The sequence below is a fragment of the Providencia sp. PROV236 genome, assembly GCF_033676985.1.
GTDB classification, from domain to species: Bacteria; Pseudomonadota; Gammaproteobacteria; order Enterobacterales; family Enterobacteriaceae; genus Providencia; species Providencia manganoxydans.
Map to the genome: position 1 here is coordinate 4,411,187 of NZ_CP096297.1, position 19,997 is coordinate 4,431,183.

The following is a 19,997-nucleotide window of genomic DNA, read 5'->3' on the forward strand; positions in this document are numbered from 1 at the left end:
CTCTCAAATCCATCTTAGGACATTACAGGGAAATTGATGATATTTTACAGGCGGTAGTAGGATTGATACCAATCGACAAATGCCTGTACGCCCTGCTCAATAGAAACTTGTGGGCGATAACCGGTGACCTTAAATAGGTCTTCAGTGTCCGCCCAAGTGGTATACACATCCCCAGCCTGCATCGGTAAAAAGTTTTTAATCGCTTTTTTCCCTAATGATTTTTCAAGTGCAGCAATAAAGTCCGTCAATTTGACGGGCTGCCCATTCCCAATATTATATAAACGGTATGGCGCACTGCTTTGTGCAGGTGAAAGCGAACAGTTTTCTGGGTCTGTTTGTGGGATTATATCGGAAATACGGATGATCCCTTCCACGATATCATCAATAAAAGTGAAATCACGGCTGAGATTGCCGTTATTATAAACATCGATTGGCTCACCGGCTAAAATAGCTTTGGTAAATTTGAATAGTGCCATATCTGGACGACCCCACGGGCCATACACCGTGAAGAAGCGCAAACCGGTCGTCGGGAGCTGATACAAATGTGAATAGGAATGCGCCATCAATTCATTGGCTTTCTTCGTTGCCGCATACAATGAAACGGGATGGTCAGTAGGCATATCCGTACTAAATGGCGTTTGGTCAGTGATCCCATAGACTGAGCTGGAAGACGCATAAACTAAGTGCTTGATTTTCGCTTGTCGGCAGCCTTCTAAGATAGCAAGATGGCCATTAAGATTACTGTCTGCATAGGCAAACGGGTTTTGCAGTGAGTAACGAACGCCTGCCTGAGCAGCAAGATGGATCACTCTATCAAACCCTTCTTGAGTACACAGTACCACCACTTTTTCACGCTCAGTAATATCGAGAGGAATAAAGCGAAAATGCGGGTATTGCTCAAGGAGATGTAAACGAGATTGTTTAAGCCCCTGATCGTAATAAGCATTCATGTTGTCGATCCCAACAACTTCATGCCCACTCTCCAATAAACGCTGACATAGCCTAAAACCAATAAACCCTGCACTGCCAGTAACTAAGTATTTCATGTTAATTGTCTTCTAGCGTTGAGCGATTGGTGCAAGCTCACAACAAGCTGCACCTCAAATTATTTAGAGTACATATAGAGTCTCAGACCTATAAATGTAGCAATGGTTTTACTCACAGAGAAATAAAAAATGTGATTGTCGGAAAGTTAACATATCAGTGGGGTAACTGGCGTTAACATCGATTGATTAATTTCTTTTAATGTTGGGGCACCAGCAGCGCCTTGCTTGCTAACAACGATCGCGGCCACATGATTACCAAGGTCGACACAATCCTTCAATGGCAAACCTTGAGATAATCCTGCAATCAGTCCCGCAGTATGTGCATCTCCAGCACCAATCGTATCGACAACAGAAACTTGATAGGCAGGAACAAAAATAGGTGAGCTATCGGGCTGACACAACCAAGCACCTTGGCTATCTAGGCGTAAAATTAAAGTAATACCCGTGCTACTTGCATAATCCGCAGAGAGTTGCACCAGTTCCCCTTCACCACAAAGAAAGCGTGCCTCATCACGATTAACGGTTAAAATCGTTCTATCGGTTGGCAACTGACGCAAAAAATTATGTGGGAGAGTGGCCAAGCGAGGCCCAAGATCTAAAACCAATGTTTGTGTTAAACAATCATTGAGTAACCACTGTTGGATAGCCTCCCCTTGCTGGCACCCTAACTCATAACCACTCGCATAGATAATGCTATTAGGGGGAAGAGCAAATGATTGTAATTCAGTGCGATCCCACTGCTCTTCACAACCGGGTATTGAAATAAATGTTCTTTCACCACTCGCTTCGGCTAATGCAAAACACCAGCCATTATCTTGTGTTTCGCTGGTTAACCTAGGAGGAATGCCAAGCTCGGTGAGTGCTTGGCAGACACGTTGCCCCCATTGACCATTCCCCACTCGGATACCATTAATGACAGGGATCTGTAGGCGAGCTAAAGCACGTAGTACGTTAAAGGCACAGCCACCAATTTGCCAGCCATGATCACGGGCGATAATGTCCTCGCCACTGCGGGGCATTTTTGCAACACTCAGAACACGATCGCCCGCCGCCGCACCTATCACTACCGCAGTACGCATTAATGCTTCTCCACCGGACGACTAAACATCAGATATAAGCCGTACAATACAAAACTTAATACAAACGATAATAAAATAGACAAACTGGAGCCTTCAAAAATACCTGTCGCCCAAGGCCCTTTAATAAATTCATTATCACTAACTAACAGTCCTGCTAGTGCACCCAGTAACCAACATAATAGCGGCACCCAACGAATACCGGCATTCGACTGTCCAAATAATTGTTCAAACTCATAACCTTTATGACTACGCAACACCGCATAATCCAACATAAACACGGCTTCCCATGCAGCTAAAAACACGCCACAAAACAGCAGGAAGGCGATAAAGGAATTAATAAACTCCCCTGAGATAAACAATATATAGATAGCAACACCCATGACTAACACGGCATCCAATGCAACAGCATAGACTTGGCGAATTTTCACGCCAATAGTCAGTAAATTAAGGCTAGCAGAATAGAGGCTCAGTACTGCAATTGTGATGATCCCCGCCGTTGCAGTTAGCAGATAAGGAACTGACATCCAACTTGGTAACTCGGTACCAATTAATGCGATTGGATTTTCTGCGGAGGCTAGTTCAGGCAAACGCGCTGACAACAGAATACCTGTAAAGAGTAAAATAAATAATGGTAATGTCGCACCGAATGTTACGGCATTAAAAATGGCCGATTTTGATGAACGGTCGCTTTGATAACGGCTATAATCAGCTCCTGCAATTCCCCAGCCAATCCCTGTTCCTGCTGCGATAATCGACACCGCAGGTAAGAAGCTCGTTAACCAATCCCCCGAAGGCATTGATAAAACAGCACTCCAATCGGTTTGCCAAATAATATACAGTGCAGCAATTAAGGTCATGGTACCAAAAATACGGGTGATCCAACTTTGCATTACCACCACTGTTGCTTGGCCTAACAAGCTAATCGTGATGGCCAATCCACCGAATAGCACCATACAGACAACGGTTAAGGCAATCGAATCACTAAAGCCAAGTACTTGAAATAGGGCTTTAAGGGTTAATGTTCCCGTGATCATATTGATGGCTTCCCAGCCCATCAGTGTGATCCAACTAAAAAACGTGGGAGCAATATTTCCTGTTTTACCAAAAATGGTACGCGAAAGCGTCAGCGTCGAGGTACGACCTTTTTGCCCTGATAGGCTGATATAGCCAACTAATGCAAAGCTAGCAATACCAATTATTGTGGCGAGTAATGATTGAAAAAAGGAGAGACGAAAGGAAACAATAATTGCGCCATAAACAATACCAAGTATACCTATATTGGCTGCGGACCAAATCCAAAATAGCTCAAGCGGTGTTGCGGTACGTTCATGTTCAGGGACAATATCTATACCCGTATTTTCGATTTTCCAAGCTTCATTGGTTTGTGCATTGTCAGGTAGTGCACTCATTCAACTCTCCTTATTGACGTAAGGTGGCGAGTATCTCTGCGTAAGGATGGAAATCTATATTATTAGAATTATTAATCAATGCAATCCATTCTTTAGGAAAAGATTGAATACCTGACAAAGCTCCCGAAATCGCTCCAGCCATAGCCCCAATGGTGTCCGTGTCCCCCCCCAGGTTGGCACAATACTTCGCACACATGACAGGATCACCATTTGTAAGGTCAACTATGGCTAGAGCGCAGGGAATCGACTCTATCGTATCCATACCAGCACCGATAAAATCGTACAGCTCTTTGAGCGTTGCCTTAGGAGAGTATGATTTCAACTCACTTACCTTCTGAAAAGCCAAGGTAATTCTTTGACCTAAAGAAGGGCTAAATGTTGAGGCGTACAACAATTGCACCTCATCAGCGAGTATAGGGAGTTCTTTTTTAATTTGGGACCACGATGTTTGCTCGATAGCTCGGCTAATTGCCCAAGCAATAACAGTGGCGCCTGCAATCGCAATATCCGACTTATGTGTCGGAATACAAGCCGCTTCAACGGTTTTTATAAATTGATTGCGATCCGCAGTTGAAGCAACACAGCCCACAGGCGCGATCCGCATTGCTGCACCATTAGTCACTCCATTCGACACAATTTCACTAATGGGTTCTCCAGCTTGGATAGCTAATAGAGACTGTTTTGAAGTTGGCCCAAAAATATTTTTCTCAAAGGCGTTAATGCAGTTTGCCCATGCCAAAATATTTTGTGCAATCACCTTCGGCTCTACCCTACCGTTACACGAGATAATCGCATCCATTAATGCTATTGCTTGATGAGTGTCATCTGTCACTTCACCGGCACGAAACCCGATGGCTGCGATATTTTCGTCTGGCCCTGGCAAAAAGTTATCTATCCAGCCGAAAAACTGTTGAACCTGGTCTTGACGCCACAGTTCAGAGGGCATACCCATGGCATCCCCTGTTGCCTGACCATATAAGCATCCAAGTATCGCGTTTTTAATGTCGGGTTTCAGCCCCATTTTTACTCCCACTACTACTTTCCTTAACAACATTAATTATATTAGCAGCAATTAAGTCCAATACCAGTCCAATAAATCAAAAAACAATGCCAATGTAAGTCCATTCGATGTTATTATGTATATTATCAACTCTGTTATAAACTTAATTTGTTGAAAGATTTATGGAAAAATACAATGCAAGCACGCTTTCTTAAATGGATAAAATCGCAGTTAGATCTCAATTCCACGATGCCCCTTTATCGCCAGTTACAACAAGCGATTGAATCTGCTATTGAGCATCAAATAGTGGATGCAGGGGACTTTTTACCTGCGGAGCGCCATCTTGCACAGCAACTCAATTTGTCGCGTGTGACTATTAGTAAAGCCATGCAGGCACTAGAAAAGAAAGGAGTTGTGATCCGCCAACAAGGCGTCGGAACACAAATCGCTAAATATTTAGGTTATTCATTATCACATGAAAGCGGTTTTACATCGCAAGTGATCAAAGCTGGCGGAACCGTCACTACTCAGTGGCTATTACGCACACTGACAGAAGCACCCGCAGACATTGCAGCAAAACTCGGCTTAGCTGTGGGGGCGCAAATTGCACAATTAAGGCGTATCCGTATCGCTAATGGCCAACCCGTCTCTTTTGAAAATAACTATATTCCATCTCAGTATTTGCCTGAACCTGCAAAATTGACTGATTCACTGTATGCCTTATGGGAGAGTCAGGGTATCACCTTTAGCCAAGTACAACATAAGGTTAAAGCAATCAGCTGCAATGAAGAACAAGCCAACTGGTTAAATTCAACTGTGGGTGCACCACTATTATTTGTACGGCAAACGAGTACCAGTAAATCTGGGGTAATTATCGAATATAGCGAAATCATCTGTCGTGGTGATATCTATGAATTAGAATTTAATTCACCTTAAGCGTAATGTGATCTTATCCACGAACCAAGCCCCTATTTTGGATTAGTAACCTATAACGTTTTATTCTATGAGTGGACAGTTTTATTACTTTCAGAAATGAGGTCAATTATGCAAATTTCCGCTCGTAACCAATTAACAGGTACTGTTAGCGCGATCAAAGAAGGTGCGGTAAATAATGAAGTGGTGTTATCTTTAGGTAATGGAGAAGAACTCACCACCGTAATTACACGCGAAAGCTGCAAAACATTAGGCTTAGTGGTCGGTAAAGAAGCCATTGCGATTATTAAAGCCCCTTGGGTGGTACTGGCAAAACCCGATTGTGGCTTGCAATTTTCGGCACGTAATCAATTCAATGGTAAGATTAGCAATATTGTCGAAGGCGCGGTCAACAGTACCGTTCACCTTGTTACTGACAAAGGCATTGAACTGACAGCCATTATCACCAATGAAAGCTTCCAAGACATGGCGTTAACTAAAGGTGTTGATATTACCGCACTGGTTAAAGCCTCAAGTGTGATCCTAGCCACACGTAAATAATCCATTCTATCTCACCAAACTACGCGCTCTCGTTGGCGTGTGGTTTTGTCACCATCGTATCGCGCGCCAACATTAAGTAATATGATACTATTTTAAAACATGGTGATGAATAAATAGGGATAAGATGGCGACGCTAAAAGATATCGCAACTGAAGCTGGAGTATCACTCAGTACTGTTTCACGGGTATTAAACATTTCCATCACACGACAATGAATGAACCACTCCTGATATTGTTTCAATTTAGGTATCCCCTCCTTTCCAACCATAAGTTTTGTATATTCTCATTTTTCTTTGGAATAAAAATAAATTTTAATTTTCATAACCATATTCATATCGATAAGATTTACTTAATAACAAACTATAAGTTGCTACAATTTTATTAGAACATTGCATATAAACATAACCAAAATTATTGACGATGACGCTAAATTAAAATCACTATATATCTTTAATATATTTGATATGCTCAGCACATTCGTAAATAACAACTTCATTTTAAGGATTTAATTAATGAAAAAAATTAAATTAATAAGCTTTTTTGTATTCTCTATTATATCTTCTATGAGTATGGCAGAAACTATTTCCGCATGGGGAGGCACTGTATCAGAAGCAGAAGCTAAAATAGCGAATATAGCCAAGGAGAAGAACTCTAGCTATGAAATAACAACATCAAGAATGGGTAATTATTCTTATGTTACTGCTAAGTTAACTGAAAATAGAAAATAAATAGTTTTACCCCAGTTTATTTAATATATGTATTTCAAATAGAAAAAACTAATTTTTAACCATAAGGATATTACTATGAAAATCATTAAGAATATAATTCTACCTATTGGAATACTATCTTCAATGCTAATAACACCTATAACATCTTTTTCTAGCACACCACCATCATACACAGTCTATAAAAATGTTGAAAAATCAAACGCACAAAAAGAAGTTTTAGATGTGATTATGAAATATCAAAAAGCATTAAATGCAGGTAATACCAAAGAAATTATTTCATTATATGCCAATGAAAGTTATTCTCAATGGAATAACTTACTCACCGCTGATTCAAAAGAAAAGAAAGAAGATCAATACAATAACTTGTTTAGTAAAGAGAAATTCAACACTGACTTTGCTATTGATACTATATGGGTTGATGGAAATACCGCTTTTGTAAGAACTCATCATCATAATGGTTCGGTAGTAACAGATACTAAAGAACAGAAAACAATTCTTGATTTAAATCGTGAGGTATTTATCTTGCATAAAGAAAATGGTGAATGGAAAATTATTTTATATACATTCAACACTAATCCTCTACAGGGTGTAGCATAATATAATAATAAATACTGTATATAGGGGATACACTCTATATACAGTATTTCATTACAATTAATTGGCGGTTATTAACAGCATTCATAATTCAATATTTTTATATTAAAGAAAAAAGACGTATGCGTGTAACTAATATAAATTTAATATTAGCATTCAACGCTATTAAATAGTTTAGACACTTCTTTAATACACCATGTCTTTGCTTTCCCCATAGTACCTCTATGCCAACCAACTACAATGTTAGAGTAGTGATTAAAACCATTATTAACTATTTTAAGCTTACCATTTTCAATATCATCTTTAACTTTCCAATATGGCATCGTCGCTACACCTAATCCATCTAATAGCGCCATTCTCTTATCTTCAAGATTAGAAACAGTTAAACGTTTTTGCTTATCTAATATATGTACAGATAATGCAGTATTTGTAGATGTAGTATCCGCAATCACAATACCACTATAATTAATAGGATTGGGTTTTTCATCTTTATGGATAGAATGCTCAGGTGCAGCAACATATATATGTCGCATCTTACTTAACCGTTTGCAATTAAACTCTGATGATTTTTTAAATCCTCTATCTGAAGATATCACTATATCTGCTTTCCCTGTATCTAATAATTCCCATGAACCGGATAACACACCTGTCAATATTGAAACTTGAGTTCCTGATATAGCATCTAACTTATTAATTAAAGGAAATAGTATTTTAGAGGGAATAGATATTTCACAGACTATAGTAAGATGAGACTCCCACCCATTAGCTAATGCCTTAACATCTAGTCGTATTTTTTCTGCTTCGTTTAATAATAATCGACCTTTTTCTAATAATAATCGACCAGCCTTCGTAAATTTTACTCTGTGCCCTGAACGATCAAATAAAATCACGTTAAGGTCATCTTCCAATTTTTGCATTGAGTAACTAAGGGATGAGGGTACTTTTCCCAACTCATTTGCAGCGGCAGCAAAACTACCATGCTTTTCAATGAAATCCATAATACGTATAGCATCAAGCGTTAAAGCATGCTCATGTCTCATATAACATTATCCCTAAATTCATCAACCAATCTTAGTTAGTATTTGTGAGTTAATCCCCCATTTAGATTTGAAAGGGAGCTATATGTTATTAGTCTTTTTATTTAATTTACTAAGAAAACTAATGTTTGTACATCTTAAGTTAAATATCATTTTTAGACTATCTTTTTTACTTTAAAAAACAATACTATACAACCCATGTTCTAGAGAGGCTCTAGGCCCCGCACCTTAACCCAGTAATCAACTTAAAAATAATCGAATAGCCCTCAGTTTTACCATAACCAAATCATTTTTAGCTGTTTTCTCTGAATGTATAGCAGAACCTCGATTTTTATTTAACTTTACAAAACCACCTTGAAACCTACCTAACCGGTGGTCTACAAGCTCCGCGGGATATTTTTTCCCCGATAATGCTCAATTAATAATGACCCCAAATAAATTTAAATAAAAAAATAGCGGGATATTCCCGCTATTTTTTATCATTTTATTTAGTCAATTTTCTTATCTGCTACTTTCAATGTTTGATAAATATAATGACGATAGCTCTCTAACAAGCGTTTATCTTCACAGTCATCCAATTTACCATTACACAAATGACGCATTTTAATGTTAGCTTCATAGAATGGTGATACTTTGAGATTAGCCCGCTCTAATAACATACCGCCAAGGAAAGTGATGTCAGTGAGTGAACCTGTTTTAATACTATTACCTGATTTTAAATTATCTCGCAGCGTAAATTGGGTTATAAATGCCGGATTAACAAACTCAGATTGGTATTGATTCAAACTGATCCCCGGCTGATGGTCTCCAAAATACAGGAACATCAATGGACGTTCACGCTTTGCCATAAAATCAACGAAATCACGCATCGCCTTATCTGAAGCAACGATTTTTTCCATATAATGGCTAAACTCACCAGCTGAATCAGCATGTTTCACTTTGCCTTTTAAGCCATAATCATCACTATGGCTTTCTTTATAGGGCCCATGTTCATACATGGTTAATGAGAAAATAAATACCGGTTTATCGGTTTCTTTGGCTAAGATTTCTTTGGCATACTTCAGCATATCATCAGTGCTGATAGTCCATAGATTATCTTGTAATTTGCCTGGATGGCCTAATTCTTGTGGTTGAATAATACGGTCGACGCCTAGCATTTGATAGGCATGTCCTGAATGATAAGCACCACGGTTAAAAGGAGTTAAAACCACCGTGTAATAGCCATTGGCTTTCATCTCTTTAAATAGGCTATTATTAAGGTGATCGACAATAAAATAGAATACCCCACTCTTCTGAGAGCCAAAGTCATCGCTATTCAGCCCTGTCAATGCAGCAAATTCAGATAACCACGTCCCACCACCAAAAGTTTGCACTCGCATCGCACTATGAGCAGTCAATTGATTATCTTGTTGGAACATAAATAAATCGGGTAGTTCTGTTCCTTCAGGTAATTTATAGATATTAGGATTTACGGTTGATTCTTGAAGCAATAATAAGATATCAGGCTTTTCTGTAATATCACTGTTAGGTAGGGTGACTGAGGCGGCCTGTTGCAGGAAATAATCTGATGAGCCTTTAATTTGTGGGGATTGATACACTGAATTTTTCGCTGACATCACTAAATTAGTGACAGTACCGCGACCTTTCGGTAATGTTTCTGTCCACTCATTATAATAATGTGATGCAGCCAAACTTGCGCCAAAATAACCGCCAATACCGAGAAGTATTCCAAGTAAACGCCAAGAAAAAGATTTAGCAGGACGTACTAAGCGCCAGCTCAAGATCCCATTAATCACCAATAAAATTAACAAGCCTATTAATGCAACTCCCGCTAACCAATAATGACTTAACGTACCCATATTGGAGGTATCCGTCATAATATTGATATCCGAGTAGAAAAGTTGCTCTTTATAATAATGAACTTTGAGTTGGTTAAGAAATTTAACAATGATGAATAATGTACTGGTGACGATAGCAGAGAATAACCATCTCGCTGTAATAAGGTAAAGTACACCAAATATTACCGCGTAGACACTTATTGAAACTAGCGCTGGGTAGATTACGCCGCTTTTCTCGAATACCAAAAAAAGTGAAGCAATAAAAATCAGCATCAGATAAACAGCGGAAAAAATTCTTTTCTTCATCGGGTTTACCACAAGATAGATAAGTCACAACGGCCTTAACCAATAAGGTCGCACAAACGACCATTGTAACTAATTTATGTGGTAAATATATTCGGCAAAGATGCCTTTACAAAACTAATTTATGCACTGAATCTATTCGATAAAAATATCTTTATCACGCAAAAAGTGCTCATCCCCTTTACGCCGCGTAAAACCACTCTTATCAAAAAACTCCAGTATTTGAATCGCAAGCTTACGGCCAACACCCAGTTCATTACGAAAATCAGCAGCAGTGATCGCACCTTTCTCAATACAATAATGTAAAATCAGCTCAGCAAATTGCTCGATTTGTTCACGGCTATAATAGCGATCACGTACAATCGCAGTCACCAGTCCCATTTGCGCTGCTTTTTTCATTACACTACGCAGGACTCCCTCATCATGCTTAGTTTCTGCGGCCAAATCACGTACCCACCATGAATCCGCCCGAGGAAACAACCCTGAAACTTGCTGCCAAATTTGCTGTTGCTCACGGTCAAACACTAACCCATGCTGTGGCATATGTAACCAGCCACGAGTTTGCTTAATACGTTCATCAATAAGCAGTTCATTAATCAATTTAAATACTAATGATTCACTCATTGTTGGTAGCGCCATTCTTTTTAAACGCGCTTTACTGACGCCAATTTGATCGCTGTGTACTTCATGAAAGTCTTCCAGTATCTGCACTAATCGTTCTTTCGCAACCTGCGCTTTAAATGCTGATAATGCCAAATTTCCTACACGAACTAATTCAACCTGTGATAGTAAATTTTCGAGAGCATAGGACGTTAATTGACGAGACCATCCATAACCATTGAGATCTAATTCACCATTGGGCAACTGCAATTTTAAATGGCTCAGCTCATCTTTCGCTGCACACAGACTGCGTAACCATTCAATAAATTCAGGTTGTCTTTTACCTCGACGAGGGGAAACTAAGCGGATCACTCGCGCCGAAGCAAGGGTTTCACGAGCGCTAATATCACGAAGAATCAGCCTATCGTCATCTACCAGCCACAAAGGTGTATCAAGGATCAGCTCGGCTAATAATGGCGCCTTTCCTTGCTCCGTTAGCAACGAAACGCGTCCTGTAATATGACTCGCGCCATGATAAAGGTGCACGGGTTGCCAATGTTTAATCACCGAGTCACACGTTAATTCAACAATCACCCTTGTCGCCGCAGCAAAAGGCTTCTCAGACAACAACCAATCACCTCGGGTGATATTTGTTTTATCAATATCCCCTGCAAGATTTAATGCAACACGATCGCCTGCTTGCGCGAACTCAGATTGTTGATTTTGCCGGTGAATTCCTCTCACACGCACTACAGAATCGGCTCCCGTTAGCCATAACGGTTCATTCAATGCAACTTTGCCCGCTAAAGCGGTGCCCGTCACCACGATCCCCACACCTTTCACATGAAAGACACGGTCAATAGCGAGACGAAAACGTTGCTGTTGATTTTGATGATCGGCAGTTTTCTGATGCAGTTGTTGTAAATACGTCTGTAATTCAGGGATGCTACGGCCTTCATTTGCAGCAGTAATAAATAAAGGGGTATCGAACCAGCCTTGGCGATGTAGTTCAGCTTCTACATCAAGCGCGACCTCTGTTACTCGCTGTTCATCAACGCGATCCGCTTTGGTTAAAACAGCCGTCACACATTGGCAACCCGCTAAACGCAAAATCGCTAAATGCTCTCGCGTTTGCGCCATAACGCCATCATCACAGGCAACGACAAGCAATGCATGATTAATCCCCCCCACGCCAGCTAACATATTACCTAAAAATTTTTCGTGGCCGGGAACATCAATAAAACCAATAGAGCTACCATCGGGCTGAGGCCAATAGGCATAGCCTAAATCAATGGTCATGCCACGTTTTTTTTCTTCAGGTAAGTGAGCAGTATTCACCCCTGTAATAGCTTTAATTAATGTAGTTTTACCATGATCGACATGGCCTGCGGTGGCAAAAATCATGACAATAACACCTGTAACAATCCATGCTCATCGTCTAAACACCGTAGATCAAGCCATAATTTGCCGTCTTTAATTCGCCCAATCACTGGTTTTGAAGACTGACGCCAACGTGTAGCGAGTAAGGCTAATGAGTTTCCACGTCCATCAAATGGCGTGAAAGTCACAGCATAGCTAGGTAGTCTATCTACAGGCAATGAGCCACTGCCTATTTGAGAGAGACAGGGTTCCATTTCAACCACAAATTTATCGCCATAAAAAGCTTGCAATGAAACAATCAGTCGTTCTGCTCGTACCTTGATTTCATCGGCACTGCGTGTCAACCAACGCAATGTTGGCAGTTCAGTAACCAACTTTTCAGGTGTGAGATAGAGCTTTAATGTAGCCTCTAAGGCTGCTAACGTCATTTTATCCGCACGTAACGCACGTTTTAGAGGATGTTTTTGAATTGCGTCAATCCACTTTTTCTTACCGAGTATGATCCCTGCTTGCGGGCCACCCAGTAACTTATCTCCCGATATTGAAACAAGATCGACACCTTGTGCGAGATAAGTTTGCGGCATAGGTTCGGCGGGCAAACCGTAAGCAGTCATATCCACCATCGAACCACTACCCAAATCAATGGCTGTTGGTAACTGATGTTGCCTACCTAGCTCCGCCAGCTGTTCACCTTCCACTTCAGCAGTAAAGCCCTCAATACTGTAATTGCTGGTATGCACCTTCATCAATAATGCAGTTTGATCATTGATAGCATTTGCATAGTCACGTAGATGAGTACGATTAGTTGTGCCGACTTCGACTAATTGGCATCCTGCTTGTGCCATCACATCCGGAACACGGAATGCCCCGCCAATTTCCACTAATTCACCACGAGAAACAATGACTTGCTGGCCTTTTGCTACCGTTGCTAATAACAGTAGCACCGCAGCAGCATTGTTATTCACAATACAAGCATCTTCCGCACCGGTGAGCTGACAGAGTAAATCTGCCAATGCGCGATCACGATGCCCTCGCGTTGCACCATCAAGAGAATACTCCAATGTGATTGGAGAGCTCATCACCTGATTCACTGCCATAATCGCGGGCTCTGCCATTACCGCACGCCCGAGATTAGTGTGCAACACGGTCCCTGTTAAGTTAAATACTGGTTTTAATGCGCTTTCTTGCAATAACCCATGCCGCCTAACTAATTCTGCCACCCAATCATTATGCCACTGAGGTAATTGCTCATGTTGTTGGATAAATTCACGTGCTTGCTGTTGCATATCACGTAACTGTTCAGTCACCCAGTGGTGCCCAGACTCAACAACAAGGTTTTGTACCTCATCAAGCTGAAGTAGTTTGTCGATAGCGGGAAGCTGGCGATATAAGGCGGCAATAGAGTCGTCGGCCATCGTGATTACTCTCTTATTAGTGACTATTTTTCGCCAGGAAATAAAAATGGATTAATACTACTACGAGCAAAACCTTCTTCTTCCATGCGCGCATCTAGGATGATAGAGGCTAAATCATCAGCAACGGCTTCGACTTTCGCTTCTTTCTCTTGATACAGAATTTTTAAATAACTACCGCAATCACCACAGCTTTCAGCTTTTACTGCGGCATTTTCATCATCAAGCGACCAATAATTAAGATCACGAGTTTGTTCGCAGTTGCTGCATTTTACGCGCACCATATGCCACTCAGTTTCACATAAATTACAGTGCAAATAACGCAAGCCTTGTGATGTACCAATTTGTACAACACTCGATACAGGCATGCTATTACAAACAGGGCAGTAGTGACGATGATCGCCATGTTCCGCACGTGCTTTACCGGGTATTTGTGCTGCCATTTGCGCCCAATAAACCGATAATGCCGCCCAAACAAATATAGATTTATCGGAAGGCACCTTTTCAAATTGCTCACTTAACAACGCGGTGGCCATTTCTTCCAGTTCACTCTCTGACGCTTTGTCGAGATTTTCTAACGCAGGGCGTGCTGAATCAGGTACGACTGGCAATAATTCAGCAATGATGGCATGTAAAATGCTATGCCAATGGTTGGTACGAGGGAAGGTTTTAGCATCTAATGGTGGATTGTTGCTTGCCATTGAACGTGTTAACACTGCGCTCATATCAATCTCAAGGGGATGATCATGCTGCGCATTATGTTGTGCCATTGCCACTTCCGCTGCAAACTTAAGATAATCTGCAAAAGGATGCTCTCCCGCGGCCAGTTCTTTTAATCGTTCAGCGCGTCGTTGATAGAGACTTTTTAAATTTGGGAATAGAACAGGAGGGATAAAACCAATCCCTTTTTCTTTTAATCTTTCTTGTCCTAAATCTTCTTTAGGGACGATACGAATACCCATCGCATTGCTCTCTTTTAAATTTTTTAAACGACTTGTCCGAGGCCATGGTAACCACTTCCTCGGATTTATTGTGCGTATTTTATGCTTATACCCCAAATAATTCGAGTTGCAGTTAGGCGACAAGTGAAGATAGACGGGGGAGCATAGATAAACTCTATGACTCGGCTAGCTGAACGTAGTCAACAACACTGCAACTTGAAGAGTTTCGGGTATATCAGCAAAAATTGCTGTTATCTACTACTCAGGATAAAACAAAAGTGGCTGAGTAGCTACTTTGTTGCCTTGGTGACGAACCGTTTCTGTTTTTATACTGATGGAAAAGAGTAAAGTAAGATAACGCTAATGAAGTCACTCCCTAACATAGATTATGCAATATAGATCTATTTCATAAATCTCAACTATACTGCTCTAATTATTCATTTTCTGAGAAAAATTAACGTCATCTACTCTTTTTTTAAGTTAATTATCCTGCTCTAACGAAACTTTTTGATCTATTAATATAATTAAATTAACCTTAAGTTAAATTTAATTATGCTTAAGGAAAATAATTGTGGTGAAAAAATACGACCCAACATGGAGTGGGTACATGGGAGATTACCTTAAAGGTAATGTTGGTGTTAACCGATTAAAACCACAACATGAGTATTTTGATGTAATTGGTGTTACGGAAGCCTTAAATGGTAATATCCAGTATGATGCCTTGATTACCACAGACGAAGCCACTGGGATCCTCTATGATATTAAGCCCCCAGAAATTATAAATCCATATGATAGAGAAGCTAAACTGAAAGAACGAGAACGAAGAAATAACCCGTTTATGAAAATCTTTAATGTGACTGATCCCTTTTCACCTTATGCGGGTACCCTTCGTGACGCTCCTGATTTATATGTTTTAATTCGTGAATTTGGGCGCTTAGGAATTACAGCAACTGAGTATGTTGGTCCTAATGGAAATCGATATATTCGCATATCAGGCTATGCAGGTGTAAGACGAATAGTAACAGGGACTCGATATGGTGCAGCTCATCCAACTATGCTAACGATGGGGATCGGGCAACAAGGATTAGAAGCGAGCATTGCTAATGGCATTCGTTTTTGTCTTGTTTTTTCTGCTATTTATCGGGGACTTGAATGGTTTTTTAAAGATGAGTATGCCTTTGCTGATTTTCTCGGCAATATCACGGTTGATATGGCAAAAACGGCTTTAATAGCAGCAGCATCATGGGGGATAGGTACTTTCTTACTTGGTACAGCTTTGTTGGGAGGGAGTATTATCGCAGTTGCTGGAATTGTTTTTGTCGTTGGGTTTGCTGTTGCTATTGGATTAGAATATTTAGACAATAAATATCAAATTAGTGAAAAAGTGATTGAACTATTAAAAACAAAATGGAAGAGAGAAGTTAAACCTACCGCTGATATACATAAAGCGCTTCATATATGGCCTAAGGGGTGATTATGCCTAAATGGGCGATGATATTAATGGGTAGTTTACTTTTTATTATATGTGTTTTAATTAGCATATTGATATACAGTTATACTTTATCATTATTTCAAATGAAAGATGTTATTGTATTTTCAGGGCCTATTGCTATGTGTGCGATAGGTTTTCCATCCGTACTCTATGTACTCGGTGGTAGTGTATTTTCTCTGGTATTCAACAAGATCCCCAAATATAATAAAATAATAGTTAAATACTTAATGTATTTATTATTTGCTGGTATCGTTAGTGGTCTGCCCATCGGTTTGATTGTCCACGTTGTGCTTAAAAATGATGGATACCAAACCTGTGATAAAATATCGTGGATGTCACCGACAACTTATGTAAAAGAAATCTCTTTATGCAATTAGTATTTCATGATTAATCCGTATATAACTCTATATTGAAAAGGAATTTTTATGGCAGAACCTATTTATTTAACATTAACGGGCAAAAACCAAGGCTTGATATCTGCTGGATGTTCAACAATTGATTCAATCGGAAACCGTCATCAAATTGGTCATGAAAACGAAATTCAAGTCATTAGCTTAAATAGTGGTTCATTTCGAGTTCAAAATGCAGCTTATCAACCTGTCATGTTTACTAAATTAATCGATAAATCCTCTCCGTTACTTTCCGTTTCACTAGATAGTAATGAGATTTTAGAGGCGATATTTATATTCTATCGCACAAGCCGACATGGGCAGCTTGAAAAATATTATGAGATTAAGCTTACGGGTGTTTCATTGATTGAAATTTCAGATATATTCCCGGACTCAATAAAAGATAATGAATCAATACCACACCAACTTATTCAAATGAAATATGAATCTATATCAAGGCGTCATTTGATGGCAAATACATCAAGCTACAGTATTAATAGTGATATGGTTAAGTAAATCTTATCATCGATATAGTCACTTGTTTATTTTATTAACAGACTGGCTCACCAGTCTGTTAATAAAATAAAAAATAAATTAACAACCTTCTTTATATTTCACTTAATTCGAATCGATAGATAACCCGCTATTCTCTTTTGAGAAATGACGTCCCATGGTAAAAATTAAGCATAATGGGATTAACGTTACTAATAATGCATATTCTCTGGCGTAATCTGCTAACATAGCCATCATAAAAGCACCACCCGCAAACCCAAATAGGGTCAAAAAGTAACAATAGCTTTTATACAGCGCTTCTCTTCTTTCTTGGCCTTTAAAAGCAACAGATTCCGCTAATGAGCTAAACCCTAACTGCACATTTAAAGTCACTGCAATATTACCATATAGCATGCCGTTAATTTTATGGAATGCATTACCCTGCATACCAGCAATAAAGGATAAGGCCCACACAGCATGGAAGCCGCTTGCCTCGACTTTATAAAAATAAATATAAGCGATCAGCAACAAAATTAGGATGATTTCTAATGATAACAGCGTGAATGTCCACGTTTTTTCATTGGTATTGTATTTATAACGTAACCAAGCCAATAGCATTGCCCCTGCACCAAATGCAAAGATGGTAATGATATACGGAATAATTGCCGCTAAACCATGTTTGGCGAATTCATAGCCTAACATAATGATGTTGCCTGATTGGAAAGTGGCAAACGATTTAGTGGTGAAAAAAGCATAACCATCTAACATACCTGATGTAATGGCTAATAAAAAAGCAATTGTTGGCAATTGCATAAAGGGGATTTTGGGTGTTGGTGTTGTCATAATTATTTAACCTAAAAGCAAATCTCTAAATAATTCAAGTGACAGGTAGTCAGTGAGCGTAGCGTAGTCACCTCCCCTGCAACTTGAAGTATGACGAATATAAAAAATAAATACTCCCTGCGAATTGGCAGAGAGTATTTTTCAAATATCATTTTTAAAATTAAGCTGTTAACGGTGGAAACCAAATCGCCTGCTGACCACTAATCAAGCGCTCTTGATTAATCCATGTATAGGGGGCAGGTACTTGTGCTTGTAACCTAACATCCGCTGCATCACGCTCAGCCGTCAAGGTTGGCGTTAGTACTACGGGTTCTGGCCCATAAATTGCTGCTGACGTAAAATCACGATCATGTCGGCCGCCACATACCACCCATAGCTGATTTAACGTCGCGATAGCATAGGGTATAAAATCAGCACGCCCAGTCGGTGGGTTATCAACAGAGAATAAATGGCTTTCGATTTCAACACGTAAATCACTCGGTAGCCCTGCTGGAGCTGCAATGATATCGGCACGTAACGTGCTGTATAAGCCACCGAGTTCTGGAACTTCTAATTCATGGGCCGCAGCTAATGCAATGCGCCCAATTGGTGTTGATGTCACGCTAACTGCATTACCCGCACTCGCCCAGCCTTTATCGCGTTCATTAAGATGTGTTACACGATATCTTGCTAAAATTTCTCCCGCAGGCCCTGCCAATACAACGGTATGATATAACTTATCGACGTCGATCTCAGGGTAGCTACCCACGACATATCCCTTACCAGCGGCGGCGATCTTGGTAATAGTTTGTTCAAACGTTCCGCCTTGTTTCTCTGCATGTGTCAGTAAAACGTTTGGATCATTGGTGTATGGCAATGCAGATAATTCAGGCAGTACCAACAGCTCATTTTCACCCACGGTGGCAGTATCAAGACTAGATGTTGATTTATCCCATTGGGCTGCAATCAATGTTGTTTGCACTTTTGTGGTCGTTGCATTGATATCCGTTGGGCTGCGGTGGAAAGCCAATGTCGGGAAATACAATTCAGGGCGACGTTTTGCCAGCAATGCTTCTCGCTGTTTGTCGGCCTCATCAAGAGAGATAGTTGCACAGAAAATACCGTTCAAGCCTGGCTCTAATTCAAGCGGGCTTAAAACTGGCGATTGTGCCACTTTATGACCCGAAGGCGCCCATACACTTGAACCACCGTTATAGTACAGTTGCCCATGAGTAATTGGATTGGTTTCAATACCACTGCGTGTTGCACAAACGACCCATGCACCATTAAATGCACTCATATGCTGCACATGAGCAACCGTGGAGTGATCCCCTAGCATCTCAGCAGGCGTCGCATTCGGCATCATACGGTCAGAAACTGAGTGCCAACCAATGATTTGCGCGCCTTCTAACGCTGCCAAACGTACATATTGCCAATAGGTATCATCGTAACAAATTAATAATGCAATACGGCCAATTGGCGTATTAAACGTTTTCACTCCTGTATTACCCGGCGCAAACACTTTTTGGTCTTGGGAGTTCAAACCTATTTTACGATATTTACCAATAATACCTTCTGGACCCATCAATACCGCTGAGTTATAGGCTAATCCAGTATCCGTATCGCGTTCAGCAATACCAACGCTCATATACATACCCGTACGTGCGAGTATCGGTAAGATCGCTGCCGTTGTTTTGCCGGGTATGGTGTCGAGATAAGGTGCCAATTCCGCAGAATCAGAAAATAAATAGCCGCTCACTGCCGTTTCAGGGAATACCGCATAGTCGACCCCTTGCTCTGCAACTTTTTCCGCCGCCTCAGCTAAGCGACGAATATTGCCATCTAAATCTCCCCAAGCAGGGACAAAATCAACAGCGGCAACTTTACTGCTTTTTTTAATTATTACATTGTCCATATTATTAACCCTTAATATAAATAGGCAAATAATGGATGAGCAAAACCC

General features: G+C 40.3%; 18 protein-coding genes and 1 pseudogene. 8 read left to right on the forward strand and 11 right to left on the reverse strand.

Features of this window, described 5'->3' with window-relative positions; all coding sequences use genetic code 11:
* Positions 1-44: 44 nt before the first annotated feature.
* From M1E96_RS20540 to M1E96_RS20555, 4 genes are all read right to left on the reverse strand, one after another.
* The gene (locus tag M1E96_RS20540) at positions 45-1,046 is read right to left on the reverse strand and encodes an NAD-dependent epimerase (protein WP_272580808.1); all 1,002 of its coding nucleotides are present in this window, start codon (positions 1,044-1,046) and stop codon (positions 45-47) included.
* Positions 1,047-1,192: 146 nt separating this feature from the next.
* Positions 1,193-2,125 carry a PfkB family carbohydrate kinase gene (locus tag M1E96_RS20545; protein ID WP_272580809.1) on the reverse strand — a complete coding sequence of 311 codons (933 nt, stop codon included), beginning with the start codon at positions 2,123-2,125 and terminating at the stop codon, positions 1,193-1,195.
* Complete coding sequence (locus M1E96_RS20550; RefSeq protein WP_272580810.1) at positions 2,125-3,534, reverse strand: cytosine permease; 1,410 nt, start codon at positions 3,532-3,534, stop codon at positions 2,125-2,127. Before M1E96_RS20550 ends, M1E96_RS20545 begins: the two co-directional genes overlap by 1 nt.
* A 10-nt stretch (positions 3,535-3,544) precedes the next feature.
* The gene (locus M1E96_RS20555; RefSeq protein WP_272580811.1) at positions 3,545-4,555 is read right to left on the reverse strand and encodes an ADP-ribosylglycohydrolase family protein; all 1,011 of its coding nucleotides are present in this window, start codon (positions 4,553-4,555) and stop codon (positions 3,545-3,547) included.
* 174 nt (positions 4,556-4,729) lie between these two features.
* On the opposite strand from M1E96_RS20555, the gene M1E96_RS20560 reads away from it, so the two are divergent.
* The 5 genes and pseudogenes from M1E96_RS20560 to M1E96_RS20580 all read left to right on the forward strand — a co-directional run bounded on the left by M1E96_RS20560 (position 4,730) and on the right by M1E96_RS20580 (position 7,331).
* Entirely contained in the window at positions 4,730-5,470 is a 741-nt protein-coding gene (locus tag M1E96_RS20560) for a GntR family transcriptional regulator (RefSeq protein WP_070929871.1), read from the forward strand.
* Positions 5,471-5,578: 108 nt separating this feature from the next.
* The gene (locus M1E96_RS20565) at positions 5,579-6,007 is read left to right on the forward strand and encodes a molybdopterin-binding protein (RefSeq protein WP_272580812.1); all 429 of its coding nucleotides are present in this window, start codon (positions 5,579-5,581) and stop codon (positions 6,005-6,007) included.
* 124 nt (positions 6,008-6,131) lie between these two features.
* A pseudogene (locus tag M1E96_RS20570) lies at positions 6,132-6,200 on the forward strand (LacI family DNA-binding transcriptional regulator); the annotation flags it as partial.
* Between the two features lie 318 nt (positions 6,201-6,518).
* The gene (locus M1E96_RS20575; protein WP_337979678.1) at positions 6,519-6,734 is read left to right on the forward strand and encodes a DUF1471 domain-containing protein; all 216 of its coding nucleotides are present in this window, start codon (positions 6,519-6,521) and stop codon (positions 6,732-6,734) included.
* Between the two features lie 75 nt (positions 6,735-6,809).
* Complete coding sequence (locus M1E96_RS20580) at positions 6,810-7,331, forward strand: nuclear transport factor 2 family protein (protein WP_272580813.1); 522 nt, start codon at positions 6,810-6,812, stop codon at positions 7,329-7,331.
* A 146-nt stretch (positions 7,332-7,477) separates the two neighbouring features.
* On the opposite strand, the gene M1E96_RS20585 is transcribed toward M1E96_RS20580, so the two are convergent.
* The 5 genes from M1E96_RS20585 to fdhE all read right to left on the reverse strand — a co-directional run bounded on the left by M1E96_RS20585 (position 7,478) and on the right by fdhE (position 14,860).
* Positions 7,478-8,368 carry a LysR family transcriptional regulator gene (locus tag M1E96_RS20585; RefSeq protein WP_272580814.1) on the reverse strand — a complete coding sequence of 297 codons (891 nt, stop codon included), beginning with the start codon at positions 8,366-8,368 and terminating at the stop codon, positions 7,478-7,480.
* A 485-nt stretch (positions 8,369-8,853) separates the two neighbouring features.
* Positions 8,854-10,509: an LTA synthase family protein gene (locus M1E96_RS20590; RefSeq protein WP_337979679.1), complete on the reverse strand. Its 1,656-nt coding sequence runs from the start codon at positions 10,507-10,509 to the stop codon at positions 8,854-8,856.
* A gap of 132 nt (positions 10,510-10,641) precedes the next feature.
* Complete coding sequence (gene selB / locus M1E96_RS20595) at positions 10,642-12,510, reverse strand: selenocysteine-specific translation elongation factor (RefSeq protein WP_337979680.1); 1,869 nt, start codon at positions 12,508-12,510, stop codon at positions 10,642-10,644.
* Complete coding sequence (gene selA, locus M1E96_RS20600; RefSeq protein WP_070929861.1) at positions 12,507-13,901, reverse strand: L-seryl-tRNA(Sec) selenium transferase; 1,395 nt, start codon at positions 13,899-13,901, stop codon at positions 12,507-12,509. Before selA ends, selB begins: the two co-directional genes overlap by 4 nt.
* Before the next feature lie 23 nt (positions 13,902-13,924).
* Positions 13,925-14,860, reverse strand: coding sequence for a formate dehydrogenase accessory protein FdhE (gene fdhE, locus M1E96_RS20605; RefSeq protein WP_070929860.1), 936 nt, complete (start codon positions 14,858-14,860; stop codon positions 13,925-13,927).
* Positions 14,861-15,410: 550 nt separating this feature from the next.
* On the opposite strand from fdhE, the gene M1E96_RS20610 reads away from it, so the two are divergent.
* The 3 genes from M1E96_RS20610 to M1E96_RS20620 are packed head-to-tail and all read left to right on the forward strand — an operon-like array spanning position 15,411 to position 17,236.
* Positions 15,411-16,313 (forward strand): hypothetical protein, encoded by a 903-nt coding sequence (locus tag M1E96_RS20610; protein ID WP_337979681.1) that lies wholly within the window; start codon positions 15,411-15,413, stop codon positions 16,311-16,313.
* Between the two features lie 2 nt (positions 16,314-16,315).
* Entirely contained in the window at positions 16,316-16,708 is a 393-nt protein-coding gene (locus M1E96_RS20615) for a DUF1240 domain-containing protein (RefSeq protein ID WP_070929858.1), read from the forward strand.
* A 48-nt stretch (positions 16,709-16,756) separates the two neighbouring features.
* A complete protein-coding gene (locus M1E96_RS20620) occupies positions 16,757-17,236 on the forward strand; it encodes an Hcp family type VI secretion system effector (protein WP_319068075.1) in 480 nt (159 codons plus the stop codon).
* A 102-nt stretch (positions 17,237-17,338) separates the two neighbouring features.
* On the opposite strand, the gene M1E96_RS20625 is transcribed toward M1E96_RS20620, so the two are convergent.
* Together M1E96_RS20625 and M1E96_RS20630 are read right to left on the reverse strand one after the other, a co-directional pair.
* Positions 17,339-18,055 carry a YoaK family protein gene (locus M1E96_RS20625; protein ID WP_070929856.1) on the reverse strand — a complete coding sequence of 239 codons (717 nt, stop codon included), beginning with the start codon at positions 18,053-18,055 and terminating at the stop codon, positions 17,339-17,341.
* A 160-nt stretch (positions 18,056-18,215) separates the two neighbouring features.
* Positions 18,216-19,949 carry a nitrilase-related carbon-nitrogen hydrolase gene (locus M1E96_RS20630; RefSeq protein WP_070929855.1) on the reverse strand — a complete coding sequence of 578 codons (1,734 nt, stop codon included), beginning with the start codon at positions 19,947-19,949 and terminating at the stop codon, positions 18,216-18,218.
* Positions 19,950-19,997 lie beyond the last annotated feature (48 nt).

Bases quoted from the DNA above. Each gene is read 5' to 3' on its own strand.
- M1E96_RS20540 (WP_272580808.1), bottom strand. From the start codon at position 1,046: ATGAAATACTTAGTTACTGGCAGTGCAGGGTTTATTGGTTTTAGGCTA.
- M1E96_RS20545 (WP_272580809.1), bottom strand. From the start codon at position 2,125: ATGCGTACTGCGGTAGTGATAGGTGCGGCGGCGGGCGATCGTGTTCTG.
- M1E96_RS20550 (WP_272580810.1), bottom strand. From the start codon at position 3,534: ATGAGTGCACTACCTGACAATGCACAAACCAATGAAGCTTGGAAAATC.
- M1E96_RS20555 (WP_272580811.1), bottom strand. From the start codon at position 4,555: ATGGGGCTGAAACCCGACATTAAAAACGCGATACTTGGATGCTTATAT.
- M1E96_RS20560 (WP_070929871.1), top strand. From the start codon at position 4,730: ATGCAAGCACGCTTTCTTAAATGGATAAAATCGCAGTTAGATCTCAAT.
- M1E96_RS20565 (WP_272580812.1), top strand. From the start codon at position 5,579: ATGCAAATTTCCGCTCGTAACCAATTAACAGGTACTGTTAGCGCGATC.
- M1E96_RS20575 (WP_337979678.1), top strand. From the start codon at position 6,519: ATGAAAAAAATTAAATTAATAAGCTTTTTTGTATTCTCTATTATATCT.
- M1E96_RS20580 (WP_272580813.1), top strand. From the start codon at position 6,810: ATGAAAATCATTAAGAATATAATTCTACCTATTGGAATACTATCTTCA.
- M1E96_RS20585 (WP_272580814.1), bottom strand. From the start codon at position 8,368: ATGAGACATGAGCATGCTTTAACGCTTGATGCTATACGTATTATGGAT.
- M1E96_RS20590 (WP_337979679.1), bottom strand. From the start codon at position 10,509: ATGAAGAAAAGAATTTTTTCCGCTGTTTATCTGATGCTGATTTTTATT.
- selB (WP_337979680.1), bottom strand. From the start codon at position 12,510: ATGATTTTTGCCACCGCAGGCCATGTCGATCATGGTAAAACTACATTA.
- selA (WP_070929861.1), bottom strand. From the start codon at position 13,901: ATGGCCGACGACTCTATTGCCGCCTTATATCGCCAGCTTCCCGCTATC.
- fdhE (WP_070929860.1), bottom strand. From the start codon at position 14,860: ATGGGTATTCGTATCGTCCCTAAAGAAGATTTAGGACAAGAAAGATTA.
- M1E96_RS20615 (WP_070929858.1), top strand. From the start codon at position 16,316: ATGCCTAAATGGGCGATGATATTAATGGGTAGTTTACTTTTTATTATA.
- M1E96_RS20620 (WP_319068075.1), top strand. From the start codon at position 16,757: ATGGCAGAACCTATTTATTTAACATTAACGGGCAAAAACCAAGGCTTG.
- M1E96_RS20625 (WP_070929856.1), bottom strand. From the start codon at position 18,055: ATGACAACACCAACACCCAAAATCCCCTTTATGCAATTGCCAACAATT.
- M1E96_RS20630 (WP_070929855.1), bottom strand. From the start codon at position 19,949: ATGGACAATGTAATAATTAAAAAAAGCAGTAAAGTTGCCGCTGTTGAT.